At 44.3% G+C, this 17,366-nt stretch carries 14 protein-coding genes and 1 riboswitch; of the genes, 7 read left to right on the forward strand and 7 right to left on the reverse strand.

The window, feature by feature from the left end; all coding sequences use genetic code 11:
• The first annotated feature begins 70 nt into the window (after nucleotides 1–70).
• Entirely contained in the window at nucleotides 71–2,008 is a 1,938-nt protein-coding gene (locus tag AACR11_RS01680; RefSeq protein WP_079325503.1) for an LTA synthase family protein, read from the forward strand.
• Between the two features lie 99 nt (nucleotides 2,009–2,107).
• On the opposite strand, the gene AACR11_RS01685 is transcribed toward AACR11_RS01680, so the two are convergent.
• Complete coding sequence (locus tag AACR11_RS01685) at nucleotides 2,108–3,775, reverse strand: SgrR family transcriptional regulator (RefSeq protein ID WP_079325505.1); 1,668 nt, start codon at nucleotides 3,773–3,775, stop codon at nucleotides 2,108–2,110.
• Between the two features lie 263 nt (nucleotides 3,776–4,038).
• The gene (locus AACR11_RS01690) at nucleotides 4,039–5,223 is read right to left on the reverse strand and encodes an MFS transporter (protein ID WP_079325507.1); all 1,185 of its coding nucleotides are present in this window, start codon (nucleotides 5,221–5,223) and stop codon (nucleotides 4,039–4,041) included.
• Nucleotides 5,224–5,324: 101 nt separating this feature from the next.
• Between AACR11_RS01690 and AACR11_RS01695 the strand changes: the two genes are divergently transcribed.
• Nucleotides 5,325–6,101 (forward strand): AraC family transcriptional regulator, encoded by a 777-nt coding sequence (locus AACR11_RS01695; RefSeq protein WP_047516852.1) that lies wholly within the window; start codon nucleotides 5,325–5,327, stop codon nucleotides 6,099–6,101.
• A gap of 246 nt (nucleotides 6,102–6,347) precedes the next feature.
• Nucleotides 6,348–6,731: a hypothetical protein gene (locus AACR11_RS01700; protein ID WP_005446079.1), complete on the forward strand. Its 384-nt coding sequence runs from the start codon at nucleotides 6,348–6,350 to the stop codon at nucleotides 6,729–6,731.
• 113 nt (nucleotides 6,732–6,844) lie between these two features.
• Here the strand turns inward: AACR11_RS01700 and AACR11_RS01705 are convergent, their stop codons facing one another.
• Nucleotides 6,845–7,579 (reverse strand): hypothetical protein, encoded by a 735-nt coding sequence (locus AACR11_RS01705; protein WP_009702107.1) that lies wholly within the window; start codon nucleotides 7,577–7,579, stop codon nucleotides 6,845–6,847.
• Between the two features lie 31 nt (nucleotides 7,580–7,610).
• Nucleotides 7,611–7,769, reverse strand: a complete 159-nt coding sequence (locus tag AACR11_RS01710; protein WP_005446082.1) for a hypothetical protein — start codon at nucleotides 7,767–7,769, stop codon at nucleotides 7,611–7,613.
• A gap of 529 nt (nucleotides 7,770–8,298) precedes the next feature.
• Nucleotides 8,299–8,400, forward strand: a riboswitch (glycine riboswitch).
• Nucleotides 8,401–8,521: 121 nt separating this feature from the next.
• On the opposite strand from AACR11_RS01710, the gene AACR11_RS01715 reads away from it, so the two are divergent.
• Nucleotides 8,522–9,898: an alanine/glycine:cation symporter family protein gene (locus tag AACR11_RS01715; RefSeq protein ID WP_005446084.1), complete on the forward strand. Its 1,377-nt coding sequence runs from the start codon at nucleotides 8,522–8,524 to the stop codon at nucleotides 9,896–9,898.
• Between the two features lie 263 nt (nucleotides 9,899–10,161).
• On the opposite strand, the gene exaC is transcribed toward AACR11_RS01715, so the two are convergent.
• Entirely contained in the window at nucleotides 10,162–11,682 is a 1,521-nt protein-coding gene (gene exaC / locus AACR11_RS01720) for an acetaldehyde dehydrogenase ExaC (protein WP_009697454.1), read from the reverse strand.
• 247 nt (nucleotides 11,683–11,929) lie between these two features.
• Here exaC and AACR11_RS01725 point away from each other — a divergent pair, with 247 nt between their 5' ends.
• Complete coding sequence (locus AACR11_RS01725) at nucleotides 11,930–13,693, forward strand: sigma-54-dependent Fis family transcriptional regulator (protein ID WP_029788104.1); 1,764 nt, start codon at nucleotides 11,930–11,932, stop codon at nucleotides 13,691–13,693.
• 63 nt (nucleotides 13,694–13,756) lie between these two features.
• Here the strand turns inward: AACR11_RS01725 and AACR11_RS01730 are convergent, their stop codons facing one another.
• Nucleotides 13,757–13,894: a hypothetical protein gene (locus tag AACR11_RS01730; protein WP_005446090.1), complete on the reverse strand. Its 138-nt coding sequence runs from the start codon at nucleotides 13,892–13,894 to the stop codon at nucleotides 13,757–13,759.
• A gap of 342 nt (nucleotides 13,895–14,236) precedes the next feature.
• On the opposite strand from AACR11_RS01730, the gene AACR11_RS01735 reads away from it, so the two are divergent.
• Nucleotides 14,237–15,148, forward strand: a complete 912-nt coding sequence (locus tag AACR11_RS01735; protein WP_029788103.1) for a LysR family transcriptional regulator — start codon at nucleotides 14,237–14,239, stop codon at nucleotides 15,146–15,148.
• Nucleotides 15,149–15,279: 131 nt separating this feature from the next.
• Here the strand turns inward: AACR11_RS01735 and AACR11_RS01740 are convergent, their stop codons facing one another.
• Nucleotides 15,280–16,800, reverse strand: a complete 1,521-nt coding sequence (locus tag AACR11_RS01740; RefSeq protein WP_029788102.1) for a DUF1254 domain-containing protein — start codon at nucleotides 16,798–16,800, stop codon at nucleotides 15,280–15,282.
• Between the two features lie 272 nt (nucleotides 16,801–17,072).
• On the opposite strand from AACR11_RS01740, the gene AACR11_RS01745 reads away from it, so the two are divergent.
• Complete coding sequence (locus AACR11_RS01745) at nucleotides 17,073–17,279, forward strand: hypothetical protein (RefSeq protein WP_005446094.1); 207 nt, start codon at nucleotides 17,073–17,075, stop codon at nucleotides 17,277–17,279.
• The last annotated feature ends 87 nt before the right edge of the window (nucleotides 17,280–17,366 follow it).

Genomic DNA, 17,366 nt, shown 5'->3' on the forward strand with positions numbered 1-17,366 from the left:
TTGTTTCACGTTTTCTTTGATACAAGACGCATCATAAAAACCAAACACATCAGTAAATTAGGGAATATTTATGAAAAAGCCCACCTTTGGGCCTTTACAGCCTGTTGCTGTATTTGCGCTATTTTCGCTTGTCTTTTTGTCCACTTCGCGGATTTTATTAGCCTTTTGGCTCTCTGACCGGATCGAATCTTTTAACGACCTTATTTACATTCTTGGTCAGGGTTTACGCGTCGATTTTGCAACGATTTGTTGGTTGTTTATCCTGCCAGGCTTACTATCTGCGCTGTTACCGGTGACCGGTAAGATTGGTGAGTGCTGGAAATGGTTACTCCGTTGTTGGATGGTCGCTGGTCTATGGATCTTGGTATACATGGAGCTTGCTACCGCTCCATTTATACAAGAATACGATCTTCGTCCGAACCGTTTGTTCGTGGAATACCTCATTTATCCGAAAGAAGTATTCAGCATGCTTTGGACTGGCTACAAGTTAGAACTGTTCATCGGCACGCTTGGTACGGTTATTACGCTTTTCTTAGGTTGGAAATGGAGTAAGAAACTGACGGATAACGCTCAGCAAGTAAACTGGAAATGGCGTCCTGTTCTTGCAATTTTAGTGGTACTGATTGGTGTCGCTGGCGCTCGTTCATCTTTGGGTCACCGCCCTCTTAACCCTGCAATGGTGGCATTTTCGAATGATCCTCTAATGAACGATCTAGCACTCAACTCTTCCTATTCACTGTTGTTTGCTGTCAACAACATGAAGTCAGAAAAGAGCGCAGAGCAGTTTTACGGAAAAATGGATGATCAGAAGATGCTCGACATCGTTCGCGCCTCTTCTGCTAAGTCTGATTTTGATCCATCTTTACTTCCAACCATGAACAGCAACCAAGCAACATATCAAGGAAAGCCAAAGAACTTGGTTATCTTGCTTCAAGAAAGTTTGGGCGCTCAATTCGTTGGTTCCTTGGGTGGTCTTCCTCTTACTCCTAACTTCGACAAGTTGATGAATGAAGGTTGGCAGTTCACTCAGATGTACGCAACGGGTACGCGTTCTGTTCGTGGTATCGAAGCGGTGACAACAGGTTTCCCACCATCACCATCGCGCGCAGTGGTAAAACTAAGCAAAAGCCAAACAGGTTTCTTTACTATTGCTGACTTACTGAAAAACCGCGGTTACCACACTGAGTTTATTTATGGTGGTGAAGCAAACTTCGATAACATGAAAACCTTCTTCTTCGGTAACGGCTTCGACCAGATTGTGGAAGAAAAAGACTATGAGAATCCAGAGTTTGTTGGCTCTTGGGGTGTAAGTGATGAAGATCTTTACACTAAAGCGGACCAAGAGTTTGAGCGCTTATCAAAAACTGACAAGCCTTTCTTTAGCTTAGTATTCAGTTCGAGTAACCACAGCCCATACGAATACCCAGAAGGTAAGATTGAACCTTACGATGCTGAGCATATGACGCGCAACAATGCCGTTAAATACTCAGACTATGCGATTGGTACGTTCTTTGATAAAGCGAAAAAATCTTCTTACTGGGACGATACTATCTTCATCGTCATTGCTGACCATGATGCTCGTGTATTCGGTGCGAACTTGGTGCCAGTGAAGCACTTCCACATTCCTGCTTTAATCATTGGTAAAGACATCAAACCGCGCAAAGATGACCGCATTGCAAACAACATCGACATGCCACCAACACTGCTGTCTTTGATTGGTATCGATGCAAAAACACCGATGATCGGTCGTGACCTGACTAAGCCTTTGGCTCGTGAAGATGAACGTGCAATGATGCAATATGACAAGAACTTTGGTTACCTAACCCGAGATAACCTTGTTGTATTCTCTCCGGGTGAGAAAGTATCAACAATGCAATACGATTTTGATAAACAAACCATGGAACCGATGGACGTTGATCCAACCGTTATTGAACGCGCGAAAGCCAATGCACTATTTGCTTCTAAGGCGTACCAAAACAACTGGTATGCATCCAAAGCGGTTCAGTAGTCATACCCAACATTCATTGAGCTATAAATGAATAAAAGGAGCGCCCAATGCGCTCCTTTTTGTTTTCTCACATTGTTGTATTCTTAGTGTCTGCAGTCCCTATTCAAGCCACATGTTTTTCAAAGACATCACACCCATTCGGTCAGTTTCTGCTCCATGCAGTTCTTCAGATTGAGAGTAGACAATGTGCTCTCTCCAAAGCGGCGCATAATGGTAGTTCTGTATCAACCAATCCTCCGCTCGGAATAGCTTCTCTAGCAATCCATGACTGTCTTCACTTTCACGCATCAATCCATCAACGAACTGCACTAAACTGTTTTTCTCTTTCTCGCTCAAACATCGAGTAAACGCGTCACTAGCAAGCATCCACTCGTAATACTGATAAGCTCGGTCATCGCCAAATACGTAACAACCATAACCGACATCAGCGATCGCACGTTTCTCGTCGTCTGGACTTTGAATCGTCCACTCAACACCAAGCTCGGAAAGTATCTCAATGAGTGGAGCAAGCTCTGCTTTTAAGTTCTCACGAATTTCGATCACCACTGGACGCTTTGGCTTTGTCATTTGGCTTTCAAACAGGTGAAAACCTTTGTCTTGGTGCTCGTTCATCAGACTATTTGCTAACTCTACGCGCTGATCAGCATGCTTTCTAAAGTGATGAACAATCCAAGCACGCTCTTGCTTGCTCAATTGGTTTTTGTGGTAGAAAAAATGAAGGACAGAACAACCATTTTGCTTACTGTGATCATCTCCGACATTATCAAGATGAATCGCGCGCTGCATTTGCTGAATGTGCGCATGACCCACTTTGCTACAGGGTGACAATGACCAAAATTCAGCCATATCAATCAACCCTCCAATGCCAAAATACCGAGGATTTCTTTTGAGTGTCCAATGGTGACTCTCCAATCGTTCCGCATAATAGGGACCTGTTCCAATAGGCTTATGTGGCTGTTCACAATCCATAATTGCCGTATGTTTGTCACACAATAAATTGAGGAATACAGGGTCATTTTGACGTAGATAAAACGTCACCCATTGCCCTTCGACATTGATAGAATCAAGGTGGCGAAACAGGACCGAAAACGGATGAGCCTCGTTTAATCTTCGCTCAAAGTTCGCTTTAATATCAGTGCCGCTCAATCGCTTGCCATTGTGGAAAGTCACATCACTACGCAAGCGAATTCGAACGTGATCACCCTTATTTTCAAATGCGTGCGCAAGTTCGGGCAAGATGCTTTGAGAGTGAGGGTCAAAACGCAGCAATGTATTGTAAATGCTATCTATTAGCATCACCGAACGCACAGAGTGAGCTTGATGTGGTCGCCACTCTGGTAATTGATAAGGTGCGATATAAACAAGGGTATTTTGCTTGTTCAGTTCGGTTTGCGCATCACCCAACCACAGAGGCAAGTTTTCTTGAAACACCAATTCGCCATCAAACTGCTCTGCAAGTTGATGTGCTTGGTTGATTTTTCCCGCTTTAACCCACTCTTCTAATGCCTGCTTTAACGCCTCTTCAAACGTCACAAGTAGTGTGAGCGTGGACACGTTTCCCCGCCCCTTACCCGGAGCCCAAGTCACCCAACCATATGATTCCATTGCCACCATTAATTTACTGACATTTCGATCGCTACATTGCAGTTGTTCTGCTAGTGATGCGATGGTGACCGGCTTTCTCTCCTGAGTTTGATAGTGCCGACTCAATTGACGTAAGCGGCTCAAATGCGAGGTAGATTTAAAAGATGAACTATCCATATTCATGTGTTCGTTATTTGTTCCCAATTAGACTTTCATACTATCTCTAAAGTCATACAGGAGGTCAATATGAATACCATTTACTACTCTTACTATACATTAAGTGCCGAGCGCCATCGAAATACACCAAAACCAGAACCAGTAAGAACCAACCAATCTAGAGTGAGTTCATTCTTTCAAACTGTGTTTTCGGTCTTACTCTTTGTGTAAGCACGGAGCGTGATAAGGAGCGCCCGACGCGCTCCTTTTTGTTTCACTGTTTCACTGTTTCACTGTTTCACTAGTGTGGTACTAGCCGGTTTTCTTTTGCTTGACGAAGGCATTAACGTAGCACTCAACAGTGCGATCCCCATCCCACCGGCAAGGATGAAATACATCAATACAAACTCTTGTGTTTGAGCATAGGTAGAAGCAATAAGCCAATACGCGATAGGTCCGGTACTAAAGCTTAATGTGTACTTAACGGCGTAGGTCCTAGAGCGCCATTTCGCATCGGAATAACGGCCAATAAGCCAATCGTTCACCGGTATTTGCGCGTACGTACACAACATCAAACCAACAAACACCAGAACCAAAGACCATTCATGAGTAACCGTCGCCAATAGCAGGAATAACAGCTGCCCACCAGTAATGCAGGCGAGCAGCTTCTTGATATCAACACGATCTATCAACTCACCCACAACAAGCTGAATAAACGCAGCACAGACAAAAATAGAGGTGGTCAACGTGCTTGAAAGGCTCAATGATTGGCTAAACTGTACGTCCATGATTTTTGGTAACGAGGTCGTAGTAGATTGAAAGACCAAACCACCGAAGAAGGCAATCACCGCCACACAAGCGAACAGCACTTTGAGTTGTCGCAAAGGTATCGTTACGTCGTCACGTATACTTTTCACATGTTCGATACCGGTAACGTCTTTCGATGCAAACCAGTACATAACGCCAGTTAACAAACATACGATACCTGGAATATAAAATGCGGCTTGCCAAGAGAACCATTGGCATAACAAAGCGGTCCCCATTGCCGCGAATGCCAAACCTAAGTTGCCTGCCAGCCCATTTACCGCGATAGCCCTGCCTGTTTTGTTTGCAGAGCTGAAAATAAGTGCAATACCAACAGGATGATAAATCGCGGCAAACAAGGCAATGGCGCAAAGCCCCAATCCCATTTGCCATGGCGTTTGCGCGAGAGCGGTAAGTAACGCAGAGATGCCCATCCCAAAGTAGAAAACGATCATCATGCCTTTTCTGCTCCAACGATCCGCTAGCCAACCAGCCGGTAGCGACATCACGCCATAAACCAACATGGCTGCACTTCCTACTTGAAGTAGTGTGGCGTAACTCATGTTCCATTCTTTATGCAGCGTTAGTACGACAGAAGGAAAAATGAGCAAGAAATAATGATTAAGTGAGTGCCCCACATTAAGGACACCCGCGTAAATTGAGCGGTTCATCTCGACTCCAAACAAAATAGCGGAAAGCTAATTAATGACAAGCTCAGTTTATCTGGCTAGCATTTGGCGTATAGATTCCATCGAGACAGGTTACTGCTCAAATGAGCCAAAACGTCAAAGCCATCAGTTTGGACGCCAGTATTAATCGCTTAGAGGCGGTGGTCATTCCCAAGCACTACCCCAACGGGCACGTCATTGACTGGCATTGCCACCAACATAACCAATTGGTGTACGCCAGCAGTGGAGTGATGGCGGTCGAGACAGAATTGAAGTTATGGGTCGTTCCGCCTCAAAGGGCTGTGTGGATCCCAGCGTATGAGAAACACAAGGTGTACATGTATGGGGATGCGGCGATGAAAAACGTTTACTTGTTGCCAAGCATCGATATTGAGCTGCCAAATCAGAGTGATGTTCTCAATGTGTCACCAATGCTGCGTGAGATGATCATTCATCTTTCTGAGCAACCTGCCGATCAAGCAACCACGGAACCGTATTGGCGTATTGTTCAGGTTTTGTTGGATCAGTTGAAAGTCGCGCCACAAGCGTCCATTCAAATCCCTCTTCCCAACAACGCCAAACTCGAACAAGTTTGTAACTCACTGTTGGAGACCCCTGCGGACAATCGTTCACTAAAGCAATGGGCAGAAGAAATTAACGTCAGCAGCCGTACTTTGAGCCGCTTGTTTCGTAATGAAGTTGGCATGTCTTTCATCGAGTATCGTCAACAAGCAAGATTATTCCACTCTCTGACTTTGTTGGCGCAATCTCACCCTGTCACTACCGTTGCATTTGAGTGCGGCTTTACGAGCGTAAGTGCTTTTAATCATCTATTCAAACAAAGCTTTGGGGTGACACCGGGCCGCTTCTTCATCAATTGATATTGAGGACGAATAAAGCCCGTATTTGATGCAGAGTTCGAACGGTCGATACTCCGAGTACTTGACATCCTTATCATCTGAAGATTCTACCAGATACGCCGTTTGCGTATTTACTCACTAAAAAGACGTAAATAATCAGAAAGATCGGTTAAAAATGTGCATTTTAGGCATTCCCATTCAGTCAGCAATAAATTAGACTCAAATCAATGCCCAAGAAGTTTGAATTATTGATAAAAAGGAATGCCCATGAGCTCAAGTATGATCCTTAATGAATCGCTGATTGTAAGTGGCCGAGATATCCCACTAAAAGAATTGTTGTATGCGAAACGTGTACTTGATAATTACATGGCAGTAGCAAAAGAAAGTAGTCCACTAGAACTGCTCACCGAAATGAAGTCTGCAGCAAAGCAAGTTGAATACTTCACCACTGACGATAACCCTTGCGAAGCACGTAATGTTATCAGTGGTATGATTGACCAAATCGACAGCGCAGAGTCTTTCGATGCCTTTAAATCACTGGCTGGTAAACCGTCTCAAGCGTTGAATGAACTGATTGAAGACCGAGCACAATTGATTAAACATGAACGTGAATTGCTATTAGCTTCAGGTTATGACGCTTCTCGCATCTAATCGACATCGAATTAGAGTTAATCCGTTCTGACGGATAGACACAAAAAAGGAGCTCATTGAGAGCTCCTTTTGTATTTCTGAATCACCAAGCTGGGGAGTGAAAAGCGCTTGCTCTACAGTCCCATCTCTGCCGTAATGTCTTTGATCTGTTTTAGGTCCATCTTGTGAACTTCAATAAGTTGGTCAACTTGGCTTAAACGAGAATTTGCTTCATCGTGTCGGTCACACGCGTCTGATTTCACGTCCCAAGACTTGCCCTCTAGGAAAACGTCACACTCTTTTTTCAACGTTTCGATCTTAGGCAATAGCGATTCACGCTCCTTCTCTAGAGACTCCAACTCTTGCGAGATTTGCAGCTCCTTACGGAACACTTCACGTGAACGCTCAAAGATGGTCGCTTGCATATCGGCTTGGCGATTAAGCTTATCGTTTTCACTCTTAGTGGTACTTAGCGTCGCTTTCTGTTCTTTCACTTGTGACTCAAGTGAAATATTCACTTTTTCTACTTCAGTTAACTGCGCTTGAAGCGCTTTTAGTTCCGCTTTATGAGCTTCTTCTTTTTCTGCCAATAACGTCGCGACTTTTGCATCGATTTCTTTATCCAAGCTCGCTTCGCGTGTTTTCACTTGAGAAACCAAATCCGTCTTGTCTTGTGCTAGTGCTTGGTACTTTTCTTCCAACACTTGGTAAGTGGACTCCCACTTACTTGCTGTCATTGCCGACCCAGCCAAACCACCAAATGCCAAACCCAGTACTGCCGCAATGGCAATATAAATGTGGGTACGCTTATCGCGCTCCTCAATGACAACTACTTCGTCTTGATCTTCAATATTATTCTGAGAAGTCACCGTATCTTACTCCAAGGACTCTACCGGTTTGCTAGCGAGTGAGTTCCGCAATCATGATTGACGCGGTATAAATTAAAAATGCGCTGATCAGCGTAATGACCGTCGCTTTTTGGACTTTTTCATTGGTACGATAACGAAATAGCACAAACGCTAATCCAATCAATACCGCAATGGCTAACAATCTAGTCATACCGCCTCCTTGTCCAATAATGTGAACTTATCTGATTCCATAGACAGTTTCGCAAAGAAACATTGTAACCTATTTCTACGTCGCTTACGGTCAACTTAGCGTAGATTTTGAAGCGATTGCTCCCGTTTTGATCAATTTTCTATTCTAAACTGAATAACTTATCGACACAGCTCTACTCGCCCATCGTTCAATCGAATTAGATTTCGACCACCCATACAAGTAAACAATGAACAAAAGATTGACTCATTTGTTTAATTAATCGACAAACCTATGAAATTAAGACCACAAAGTCCGCATAATGTGTTGAAAATAAATCGTCATTTGGTGTTGAAATGGTAACAAAACATGATAGAGTTCACACGTTAATGGTGACCAGCATCATTAACTAACCTTTACTCATTTAATTGAGTAAATGTTCCGATGAAGACTGCAGGAGAGTGGTTATTAACTAAATTTTAACATTTAGTTAGGGTAACTCGCCGAAGAATTAACTATTTCAGGTGCTACCTTGGTAGCGGGGACTGTAGTTGGAGGAACCTCTGGAGAGAACCGTTAAATCGGTCGCCGAAGGAGCAAGTCCCGCACATGTGTGCGGGGTGAAACTCTCAGGCAAAAGGACAGAGGAGTGGAAAGTAACAACCTAACTATTTGGCGTTCCCGCCTTATTTTGTTTTGAATAGCATAGCTATTAGAGATCCTTGATCTCGTCCTTTCCCTCTTCTCCTTATTAGTTGTTTTATTAAGGGGAAATCATGAACGACCTACAATCTTTACTTCAAACCATTGATAACTTTGTCTGGGGTCCACCACTGCTGCTTTTGCTTGTGGGAACCGGTGTTTACTTCACTTTTAGCCTAGGCTTGATCCAATTTAAACACCTACCAACTGCGTTAGCGATGGTATTCAGTAAAGATAAGTCATCTGATAAACAGGGTGACGTTTCTAGCTTTGCAGCGCTATGTACTGCGCTGTCTGCAACTATTGGTACAGGTAACATTGTTGGTGTTGCAACAGCAATCAAACTTGGTGGTCCTGGTGCCCTATTCTGGATGTGGCTAGCTGCCCTATTTGGAATGGCAACCAAATACGCTGAGTGTCTTCTTGCTGTGAAATACCGTCGTGTTGACGACAAAGGCCAAATGATTGGTGGTCCTATGTACTACCTGCAATATGGTGTTGGCTCGAAAGCGCTAGCTATCATGTTCGCGGTATTTGCACTGGGCGTAGCCTGTTTTGGTATCGGTACCTTCCCTCAAGTGAATGCAATTCTTGATGCAAGTGAGATTTCTCTTGGTGTAAACCGCGAGCTGTCTGCCTTCATCCTGACGCTATTAGTGGCATTCGTAACCTTGGGCGGTATTAAGTCGATCGCTAGCGTTGCAGGTAAAGTCGTGCCAGCAATGGCGCTGTTTTATGTGCTAGCGTGTTTGAGTGTGATCATCATGAATGCAGACCAATTGCTAAATGCAGTTGAGCTTGTATTGGTGTCTGCATTTACTTCGACAGCGGCAACTGGTGGTTTCTTGGGTGCAAGTATTATGCTGGCAATCCAATCTGGTATCGCTCGTGGCGTATTCTCAAACGAATCTGGTTTGGGTAGTGCGCCTATGGCTGCGGCTGCTGCGAAAACGGATTCTTGTGTTAAACAAGGTCTGATTTCTATGACGGGTACCTTCTTCGATACCATCATCATCTGTACGATGACTGGTCTTGCTTTGATCCTTACGGGTGCATGGCAAAGTGACCTTGCAGGTGCAGCGATGACAACACACGCATTTGCGGTTGGTCTTAACGCAGAGACATTAGGTCCAATGCTGGTGTCTATCGGTCTTATGTTCTTCGCATTTACCACCATTCTTGGCTGGAACTACTACGGTGAGCGCTGTGTTGTATTCCTATTCGGTACAAAAGCAGTACTTCCGTACAAACTGATTTTTGTTGGTTTGGTGGCTTCAGGTGCTTTCCTTCACCTAGATATGATTTGGCTACTGGCTGATATCGTAAACGGTTTAATGGCAATCCCTAACCTAATTGGTTTAATTGCTCTGCGCCACGTGGTGTTGGAAGAGACAAAACTGTTCTTCAAACCGTCTTCTCAATCAGATGATTTTGATGCAGTAAAAGCCTAATCCAAGTTAGAAACGTGAAGTTCACTTTAATTAAGAGCCCCCTAAGTTGAATGACTTAGGGGGCTCTTCTTATATAGGTATGCCCAAGTGACTTCAAGATGCAGGATTCAGAGCGTTGTCATTGATTCGAGAGTAAGGAAAACGACGCAGTGTAATAACTAGATCTTTAAATCGCCGCCGCGTCTACAAACCAAGTCATTCTCGCAGAACCTAGCATCTCGAGGTTACTTGGGTATATTACATTTTACTGCGATACCTTCGCTTTAGAAAAAGCCTAGCGGATTGACGTCGTAGCTGATTAATAGGTTCTTCGTGTTCTGGTAGTGATCGAGCATCATCTTATGGGTTTCTCGACCAATGCCTGATTTTTTGTAGCCTCCGAACGCAGCATGTGCAGGATACGCGTGATAGCAGTTAATCCAAATGCGCCCTGCTTCGATATTACGCCCCATGCGGTAAGCAAGGTTTTGGTCGCGCGTCCACACACCAGCACCCAAACCATATTCCGTGTCATTGGCAATCGCTAGCGCCTCTGCTTCGTCTTTAAAAGTAGTCACAGCAATGACCGGACCAAAGATCTCTTCTTGGAATACGCGCATCTTATTGTGACCTTGTAACAAAGTCGGTTGAATGTAGTAGCCTTGCTCCAAGTCGTTTTCCTGTTTCGCCACATCACCACCAAACACGACTTTGGCCCCTTCTTGGCGTCCGATTTCTAGGTAGCTCAGGATCTTATCGAATTGTTCTTGCGATGCCTGTGCCCCCACCTGAGTGTCAGTATCTAATGGGTTACCTTGTTTAATGGTCTTCGCGCGCTCCGCAACCTTCGCAATAAACTTGTCGTACACAGATTCATGTACCAAGACACGTGATGGACAGGTACACACCTCTCCTTGGTTAAAGAACGCAAGCAGCGTGCCTTCAATACACTTATCTAGGTATTCATCTTCATGATCAAACACATCTGGGAAGTAGATATTTGGAGACTTACCACCAAGCTCAACGGTTGATGGAATGAGATTCTCTGCTGCGCATTTTAAGATATGGTTACCTACTTCGGTTGAGCCCGTGAATGCCAGCTTTGCAATTCGGTTACTGGTTGCTAGTGCTTGCCCTGCTTCTGAGCCAAAACCGTTGACCACGTTCACCACTCCTGCTGGCAAGAGATCACCAATCTTTTCCATCAGAACGAGAATCGAAGTTGGCGTTTGTTCGGCAGGTTTGAGCACCACACAACAGCCAGCAGCCAACGCAGGAGCAAGCTTCCACGCCGCCATCAACATTGGAAAATTCCAAGGAATGATCTGTCCTACAACGCCAATTGGTTCAGGGAAATGGTAGCTTGCAGTGTGTTCATCAAGCTCAGCCGCACTGCCTTCTTGAGCACGGATACAGCCTGCGAAGTAACGGAAATGGTCGACCACTAAAGGAAGATCCGCCGCCAGTGTTTCGCGCACAGGTTTACCATTTTCCCATGTCTCTGCTACCGCAAGTTCTTCAAGGTTTTGTTCAATGCGGTCTGCTATTTTCAGTAGAATGTTGGCACGCTCAGTAACGCTGGTTTTGGCCCATTTTGCTCTTACATTGTGCGCTGCATCCAATGCAAGGTTGATGTCTGCCTCGCTAGAACGAGCAACCTTACAATACGCTTGACCATTGATTGGTGACGTATTATCGAAGTACTCCCCACCCCTCGGTTTCACCCATTCGCCACCGATGTAGTTGTCGTAATGTGATTTAAAACTCACGACGGCATTTTCACTACCTGGCTGTGCATAGATCATAACTCTTCCTTTTGTTCTCGTTCAGTTTTTTGTTTTAAACAACCGAGTGTTCAACTCAGCGATGTTGTCACTTCATTACTCAAGTCACATGCCAACAACACACGTCTTGTTGTTAATTAAATGTAAAACTATGATTATCAAGCGATAACAAACTAAGTGAGTGACGTTTGAGCGGATGTATGGTGTGAACACCAGTGTTCAAGTGTTCCAAAATGGCACACCCTCACTGTGACAAAATGGTACAGTCATGGAACTTCAACACATTACCAACAACAACTGGCTTTCTACTTCATGGGACAGAAGTGAACAAGCGGGTTTAAAACAGCGACGTCGACCTGACGATATTCGCGTCACTTCTGCGTTTCTGCAGGACAGACGCCACCAGCTTAACTTCTTAATCGATGCCGTGAAGCGGTTTGCCCTGCCTTTGTTTAATCAGTTGTTTGCGCACAGCGACAGTCGGTTAATACTGACCGATGCGGATGGCGTGATCATCGGTAGCTGGGGGCAACCTAAATTCCGAGAAAAACTGACCGAAATTGCGCTCAGTTCTGGCGCGTGCTGGCAAGAAAAACTGAAAGGCACCAACGCCATTGGCACTGCTTTAGTAGAAGCCAAACCGGTGTCTGTTATTGGTGATCAGCACTTTATTCAACATCATCGCTTTATCAGTTGCTCAGCAAGTCCAATCTTTGATCATTTGGGTAACTTAATGGGCGTGTTGGACATTACCAGCGAAGAGAAAAAGCACGATATCTCAACGCAAGTACTGGTCCAGAATATGGTTCAGCAAGTCGAAAACCAACTCCTCAATCAAATCCCTCAAGGACATATTCGAGTCGATTTAGCATGCGAAAAAGGGTTACTCAGCAGTGGGTGGCAAGGCATTATCATCGCCAATGAGGAAGGGCAAATCCTTGCGCATAACCAAGTCGCCTCGCAATTGCTTGATCAACCGAATGTGATTGGACAATCTCTGGATTCGATACTCGATAATTCGCTAAGCCGTCAATCACTGGTGTTTAAAACTCAACCTCTGTCAGAGAGTAAAACGTCTTCCCGCTCTCTTTCTGCATCCAACGATCTTCATTATGGCGACACCACGGTCGAGCATTGTTGGCAACAAGCAAATCGCGTTATCGACAAAGACATTAGCTTACTTATTCTTGGAGAAACCGGTGTAGGGAAAAACGAATTCGTCAAAGCGTTACACAAAAACAGCCAACGTAAGAGTGGTCCTTTGGTATCAGTTAACTGTGGGGCATTACCTAAAGACTTAGTTGAATCTGAACTGTTTGGCTATGTTTCAGGTGCATTTACTGGTGCAAACAGCAAAGGATACCAAGGTAAAATCCGCCAAGCGCACAACGGCATCTTGTTCTTAGATGAGATTGCAGATTTGCCTCTAGAAGCGCAAAGCCGCCTACTCCACGTACTACAAGACAAAACCGTACTTCCTGTTGGTTCAAACCAAACCATCCAAGTTGATACGCAAATCATCGCCGCAACACACAAAGACTTAGAGTTGTTGATTGAACAAGGCGTATTTCGTCAGGATCTTTACTACCGCCTCAACGGACTTATCGTCGAGCTACCTCGCTTTGAAGAGCGCAATGATAAGCAAGCACTGATTGAGAACATTCATCGACGCCATTCTGATTCGGAACAGACCATTTGTCCCCACCTTCTTTCATTGATGATGACTTACGTGTGGCCTGGCAATCTGCGAGAACTCGATAGCTTAATCAAAGTCTCTTCATTGATGGCGCAAGGAGAGCCGCAACTAGAACTTAGCCATGTGCCAAATCATCTTGCTAAGAAGCTTAGTCATACCAGTATGATTGAAGACGTTAGCGTGCCGAAAACCAAAGATATGCGTTCGACTGTCGAAGATAAGCTGGTAAAAACTTATCAAGCGAACCAAGGTAATATCAGCAAAACCTCACGCATGTTGGGATTAAGCCGCAATACCATTTATCGCAAGCTTAAAAGCCTTGGGATGCTAAAGTGATAGATGTTCAGAGATAAAAAAAGAGCACCGCTTCGGGTGCTCTTCTTATTTTGAAACCTAGCCTTACAGTCCGCCTTCTTGCTGCGCCTGTTTTACTAAAGCCTGACGTTGAGTTTCCGTTTCAGATATCACTTTCTGTTCCTTGTGTGTTTCCTGATCCATATCAGTCGGAATGAAAACAAAGTACTTGTTAAGAGTCATCGTAAGAACCTCAATTATTAGTGTTAAATCACCTTCTTGGTAAATGTAAACAACACCAGCAAAAACAATTTATGCCGGATCCTTGTTGTAGGTTTCAAAAAATAGAGGATGTTTGACCATCAAACATCCTCCATATGCAACCTAATTATAGGATGAGTTCAAGGGCTTACCTAGCACTGTTTTTCACCTTTTACGCAATCTTAGTTTCGCCTTCCGATTGAGCACATCATACTCTTACAAGCTAACCCCATGTCACAAAAGGAAAAATTGTTTTAAATTTTATTGGAACAGAGGATGAGAGACACCGATACTTAAAGCTCAATAACCTCAGGTACTGAGCTCGTGAAAAATACTATTGATTTGAATTTGTATCGCTTTCTTTATCTACTCAGCCAGCAAAAATCGCAGGCGAAAGTGTGTCATACCCTCGACATTAGCAAAGCGACATTCACACGACAATTGGCTGAATGTCGTCAAAGATTTGATAACGAACTCTTCAATGCAGAAAAAGGCATTTATACCCCAACCCTGCTTTGCCAGCAGCTGTGTGAATTCATCAGCGAACCATTAGAACGCCTAGAGCAAATCCCCCAGCTGGCGCAAAGCTTCAATGCAAATCAGCAAGCCAATGAGTACATATTCAGCATCATTAATCCGTTATCTGGCATGTTGACGACCCCTTTAGTCTCCGCCCTTACAACGGAAGATCAAAAGCCGAAGATTTCATTTATTGATTGGTCGATAGAAAGTATCGAAAACCCAAAACGAGGGGCCGTCGTCATTGGAATTGGCGGTTTTCCAAATGAGCTCAATGAGAGAATGGTTGAGCGCAAAGTTGCTTCTGTTCCCATCTTTGCGTACGTGAATGATCAACACCGACTTAGCCAACATAACGAGCTAGAGCTAAGTGACATTGAAAACCTCGAGACGGTGCGCGTGTCTATGGGCTCTCTTGATGTCAGTGCGTACTATGAACGAATGCGAAAACTCACTGGGGTAAATTTGGAACAGAAACTAACGGTCTCTTCTATGGCGGCAGCGCTTGATTGCGTAAAAGTCAGCCCGTATGTATTTGTCGGGATGCACATTAACGATGATGCCCTACCAGAGGACGTTCTCCGATTGCCGTTAAGGCTGAATGCTAAACCAATGATGTTTGATGTGGGCGTTCAATATCACCGAGCATTCTACCAGCACCCGATCATTGCTCAGGTAGAAGCCTTTATTAAACAAGCACTGCAAGAAACAAATTAGAACGACTATCACTTGTCGTCGCAAATAAACAATCCCTCAAGCAAGACCAAACAAAGCCGCAACAGAGCCATAAGAACAAGCCAAAAACAAGCAACCGGTCTATCAATTGACCGGTTGCCTCTTCAATTATCTTACTTCACTTCCGTGATATCACTAGGCTTCCACGAGCCGTCATACCAAGGTTCTAATGGACCGTAGACACGCAAGATAGTGAACCAGCCTTTGTTCGGCACAGTCTCAATCCAGTTTGCTTCTTTGCCTTTTGGTGCTTTCGGACCAAAATACAAATCAATCGAGCCATCTGCATTTGTCATCATGTCGTCACGCTTGTCGTTCTTACTCGGGAAAGGTTGACTGGACTGTAATTCCGAACGCGTTTGTGTATCGTAAGCCACAACTGACCAGAAGTTCTTCGCCGGAACATTCGCAGGAATGGTCAGCTTGTAGTTTTTGCTGCCATCAAAGAACTCTCCCTGAGCAGATTTATCAACGATTGCGTACTTAGAACCTTTACCAACCATTTTGAGCGCCATTGCCGGCGTATTAACCGTCGCCATATAGAAGAAATAAGTGCGCGCATCTAGATTGCGACCACCGTTGCCTTCTTCAATCAGCCATTGGTAATCATTACCAATGAACGCTGTCTTCCAATTACGATCATCCCAAATGTAAGCGTTCTGGGTACGAGGGTTAAACATCAACGCTCGTGCGGTTGCATTACCTATTGCTGCACCGTCTTCCAATATGCTCTGCATTCGTGCATCTGGGGCAAACGGCTTACCTTTTTGTATGCCGATGGTCGCTATCAGTCCACGCATTTCTGGTTCGATAAACTCAATCGGTTCTTTGTCGATCACCGTTTTGATTTCATCGTAAAAATGCTCATCATTTGCATGAATGGTATTAAACGATTTACCACTACCAGAGATGAATTCCATCTTCGGCGGCTCGCCTTTCTTAGATAATGGATAAATCTTTAAACCACTATGGTATGAATTCACTGCCGCGTCTGTTTTACCGTCTTTCAAAAAGCCACGAGCAATAAACCAGTTCACGTAACTTGTTGATTGAGAAACGTGATAACCCTCTGGCACTGGACCTTCATAGTTCGGAGGCAAAATAAGGTATTTGCCACCTTCACCTTTATCTGGTCCTACAACGCCCATGTCCGTCACAAAACGAAAGAATGCATCATTGACGGTCGTTGGTCCCATACCCGGTGGGATTTCGACCACCGTTGGACCATCACGCTCGAGATCGAGAAATGCGGACGCGTATACCGTATCTGTATTTCCGGTTAAGAACAGCGGATTCGAATCCATCAGATCATCAAACAGCATCACCTGATTGGATGTGGTTAACCCCATTTTCTCATGCCCGACTCTTAACGCTTCCAGGGATGCCATAGGAATCGCGTTCATAAACACTTCTGTTGCTCGCATGGTATCGAGGTTGTTGTATAGCGTATCCATCGTCTGCTGGCTTGGTACGCCATCCTTGAAATTCAAAGTACCAATGCTGGTTTCAACCTTATCAGGTGTCATGATACTGGTAGGAATATCTGTATTGTACGCATTCGTGCTTGCCAGAACAGATGATGAAACCAGTAGGCTAGTGATAACAACGACACGTTTAAGTTGAGTCTTGAACATAAGAGTTTCCTGCTTTGTCAGTGGGGATGCATTAACTGTAGCCAAAGATGGGAATCAATTTTGACGTTCAGCAGAATCAAAAATGTTGGCATAGACAATGAGCAATGAAACTCATATAAAATCACAAGTAAAAAACTGTCTACCAGGTCAATATTTAATCTTTTTTGAGAAATATTTAGCCTGTTTTTTGGGTAAATTCCCCCTAGAAGAGAGACAATACGAATGCGGAGTGAAAGCACTCTGGTTCTACCCACTAAGCTTTGGGAGGCGTTATGAAAAGTAACAAACTTGGTCATGTAATGTCATTCAGCAGAATGTTTTCCTTCATTGCCTTTCTGACTGCCACATTCGCTTGGGTATTAAGTATGTATGCCCTCTTCACGGTTTCCGTCGTGGCACTCTTCGTCAGCGGACTGCTCTACTTGAATGACAAGTTCGGTCATCACCCAAAAGGCAGTACAAAAGAAAAGAGCGCTTAGGCGCTCTTTGAGTTTCAAGCTCTTACATAGCACTAATATCACTCTGTCCGTTCGTTTCAGCCTATTGTCTTTATTTATTCCCAAGTG

It is taken from the genome of Vibrio sp. L85, assembly GCF_963871815.1.
Classification (GTDB): Bacteria; Pseudomonadota; Gammaproteobacteria; order Enterobacterales; family Vibrionaceae; genus Vibrio; species Vibrio harveyi.

Coding starts and splice junctions, on each gene's coding strand:
- AACR11_RS01680 (WP_079325503.1), top strand. CDS start 71: ATGAAAAAGCCCACCTTTGGGCCTTTACAGCCTGTTGCTGTATTTGCG.
- AACR11_RS01685 (WP_079325505.1), bottom strand. CDS start 3,775: ATGAATATGGATAGTTCATCTTTTAAATCTACCTCGCATTTGAGCCGC.
- AACR11_RS01690 (WP_079325507.1), bottom strand. CDS start 5,223: ATGAACCGCTCAATTTACGCGGGTGTCCTTAATGTGGGGCACTCACTT.
- AACR11_RS01695 (WP_047516852.1), top strand. CDS start 5,325: ATGAGCCAAAACGTCAAAGCCATCAGTTTGGACGCCAGTATTAATCGC.
- AACR11_RS01700 (WP_005446079.1), top strand. CDS start 6,348: ATGAGCTCAAGTATGATCCTTAATGAATCGCTGATTGTAAGTGGCCGA.
- AACR11_RS01710 (WP_005446082.1), bottom strand. CDS start 7,769: ATGACTAGATTGTTAGCCATTGCGGTATTGATTGGATTAGCGTTTGTG.
- AACR11_RS01715 (WP_005446084.1), top strand. CDS start 8,522: ATGAACGACCTACAATCTTTACTTCAAACCATTGATAACTTTGTCTGG.
- exaC (WP_009697454.1), bottom strand. CDS start 11,682: ATGATCTATGCACAGCCAGGTAGTGAAAATGCCGTCGTGAGTTTTAAA.
- AACR11_RS01725 (WP_029788104.1), top strand. CDS start 11,930: ATGGAACTTCAACACATTACCAACAACAACTGGCTTTCTACTTCATGG.
- AACR11_RS01730 (WP_005446090.1), bottom strand. CDS start 13,894: ATGACTCTTAACAAGTACTTTGTTTTCATTCCGACTGATATGGATCAG.
- AACR11_RS01740 (WP_029788102.1), bottom strand. CDS start 16,800: ATGTTCAAGACTCAACTTAAACGTGTCGTTGTTATCACTAGCCTACTG.
- AACR11_RS01745 (WP_005446094.1), top strand. CDS start 17,073: ATGAAAAGTAACAAACTTGGTCATGTAATGTCATTCAGCAGAATGTTT.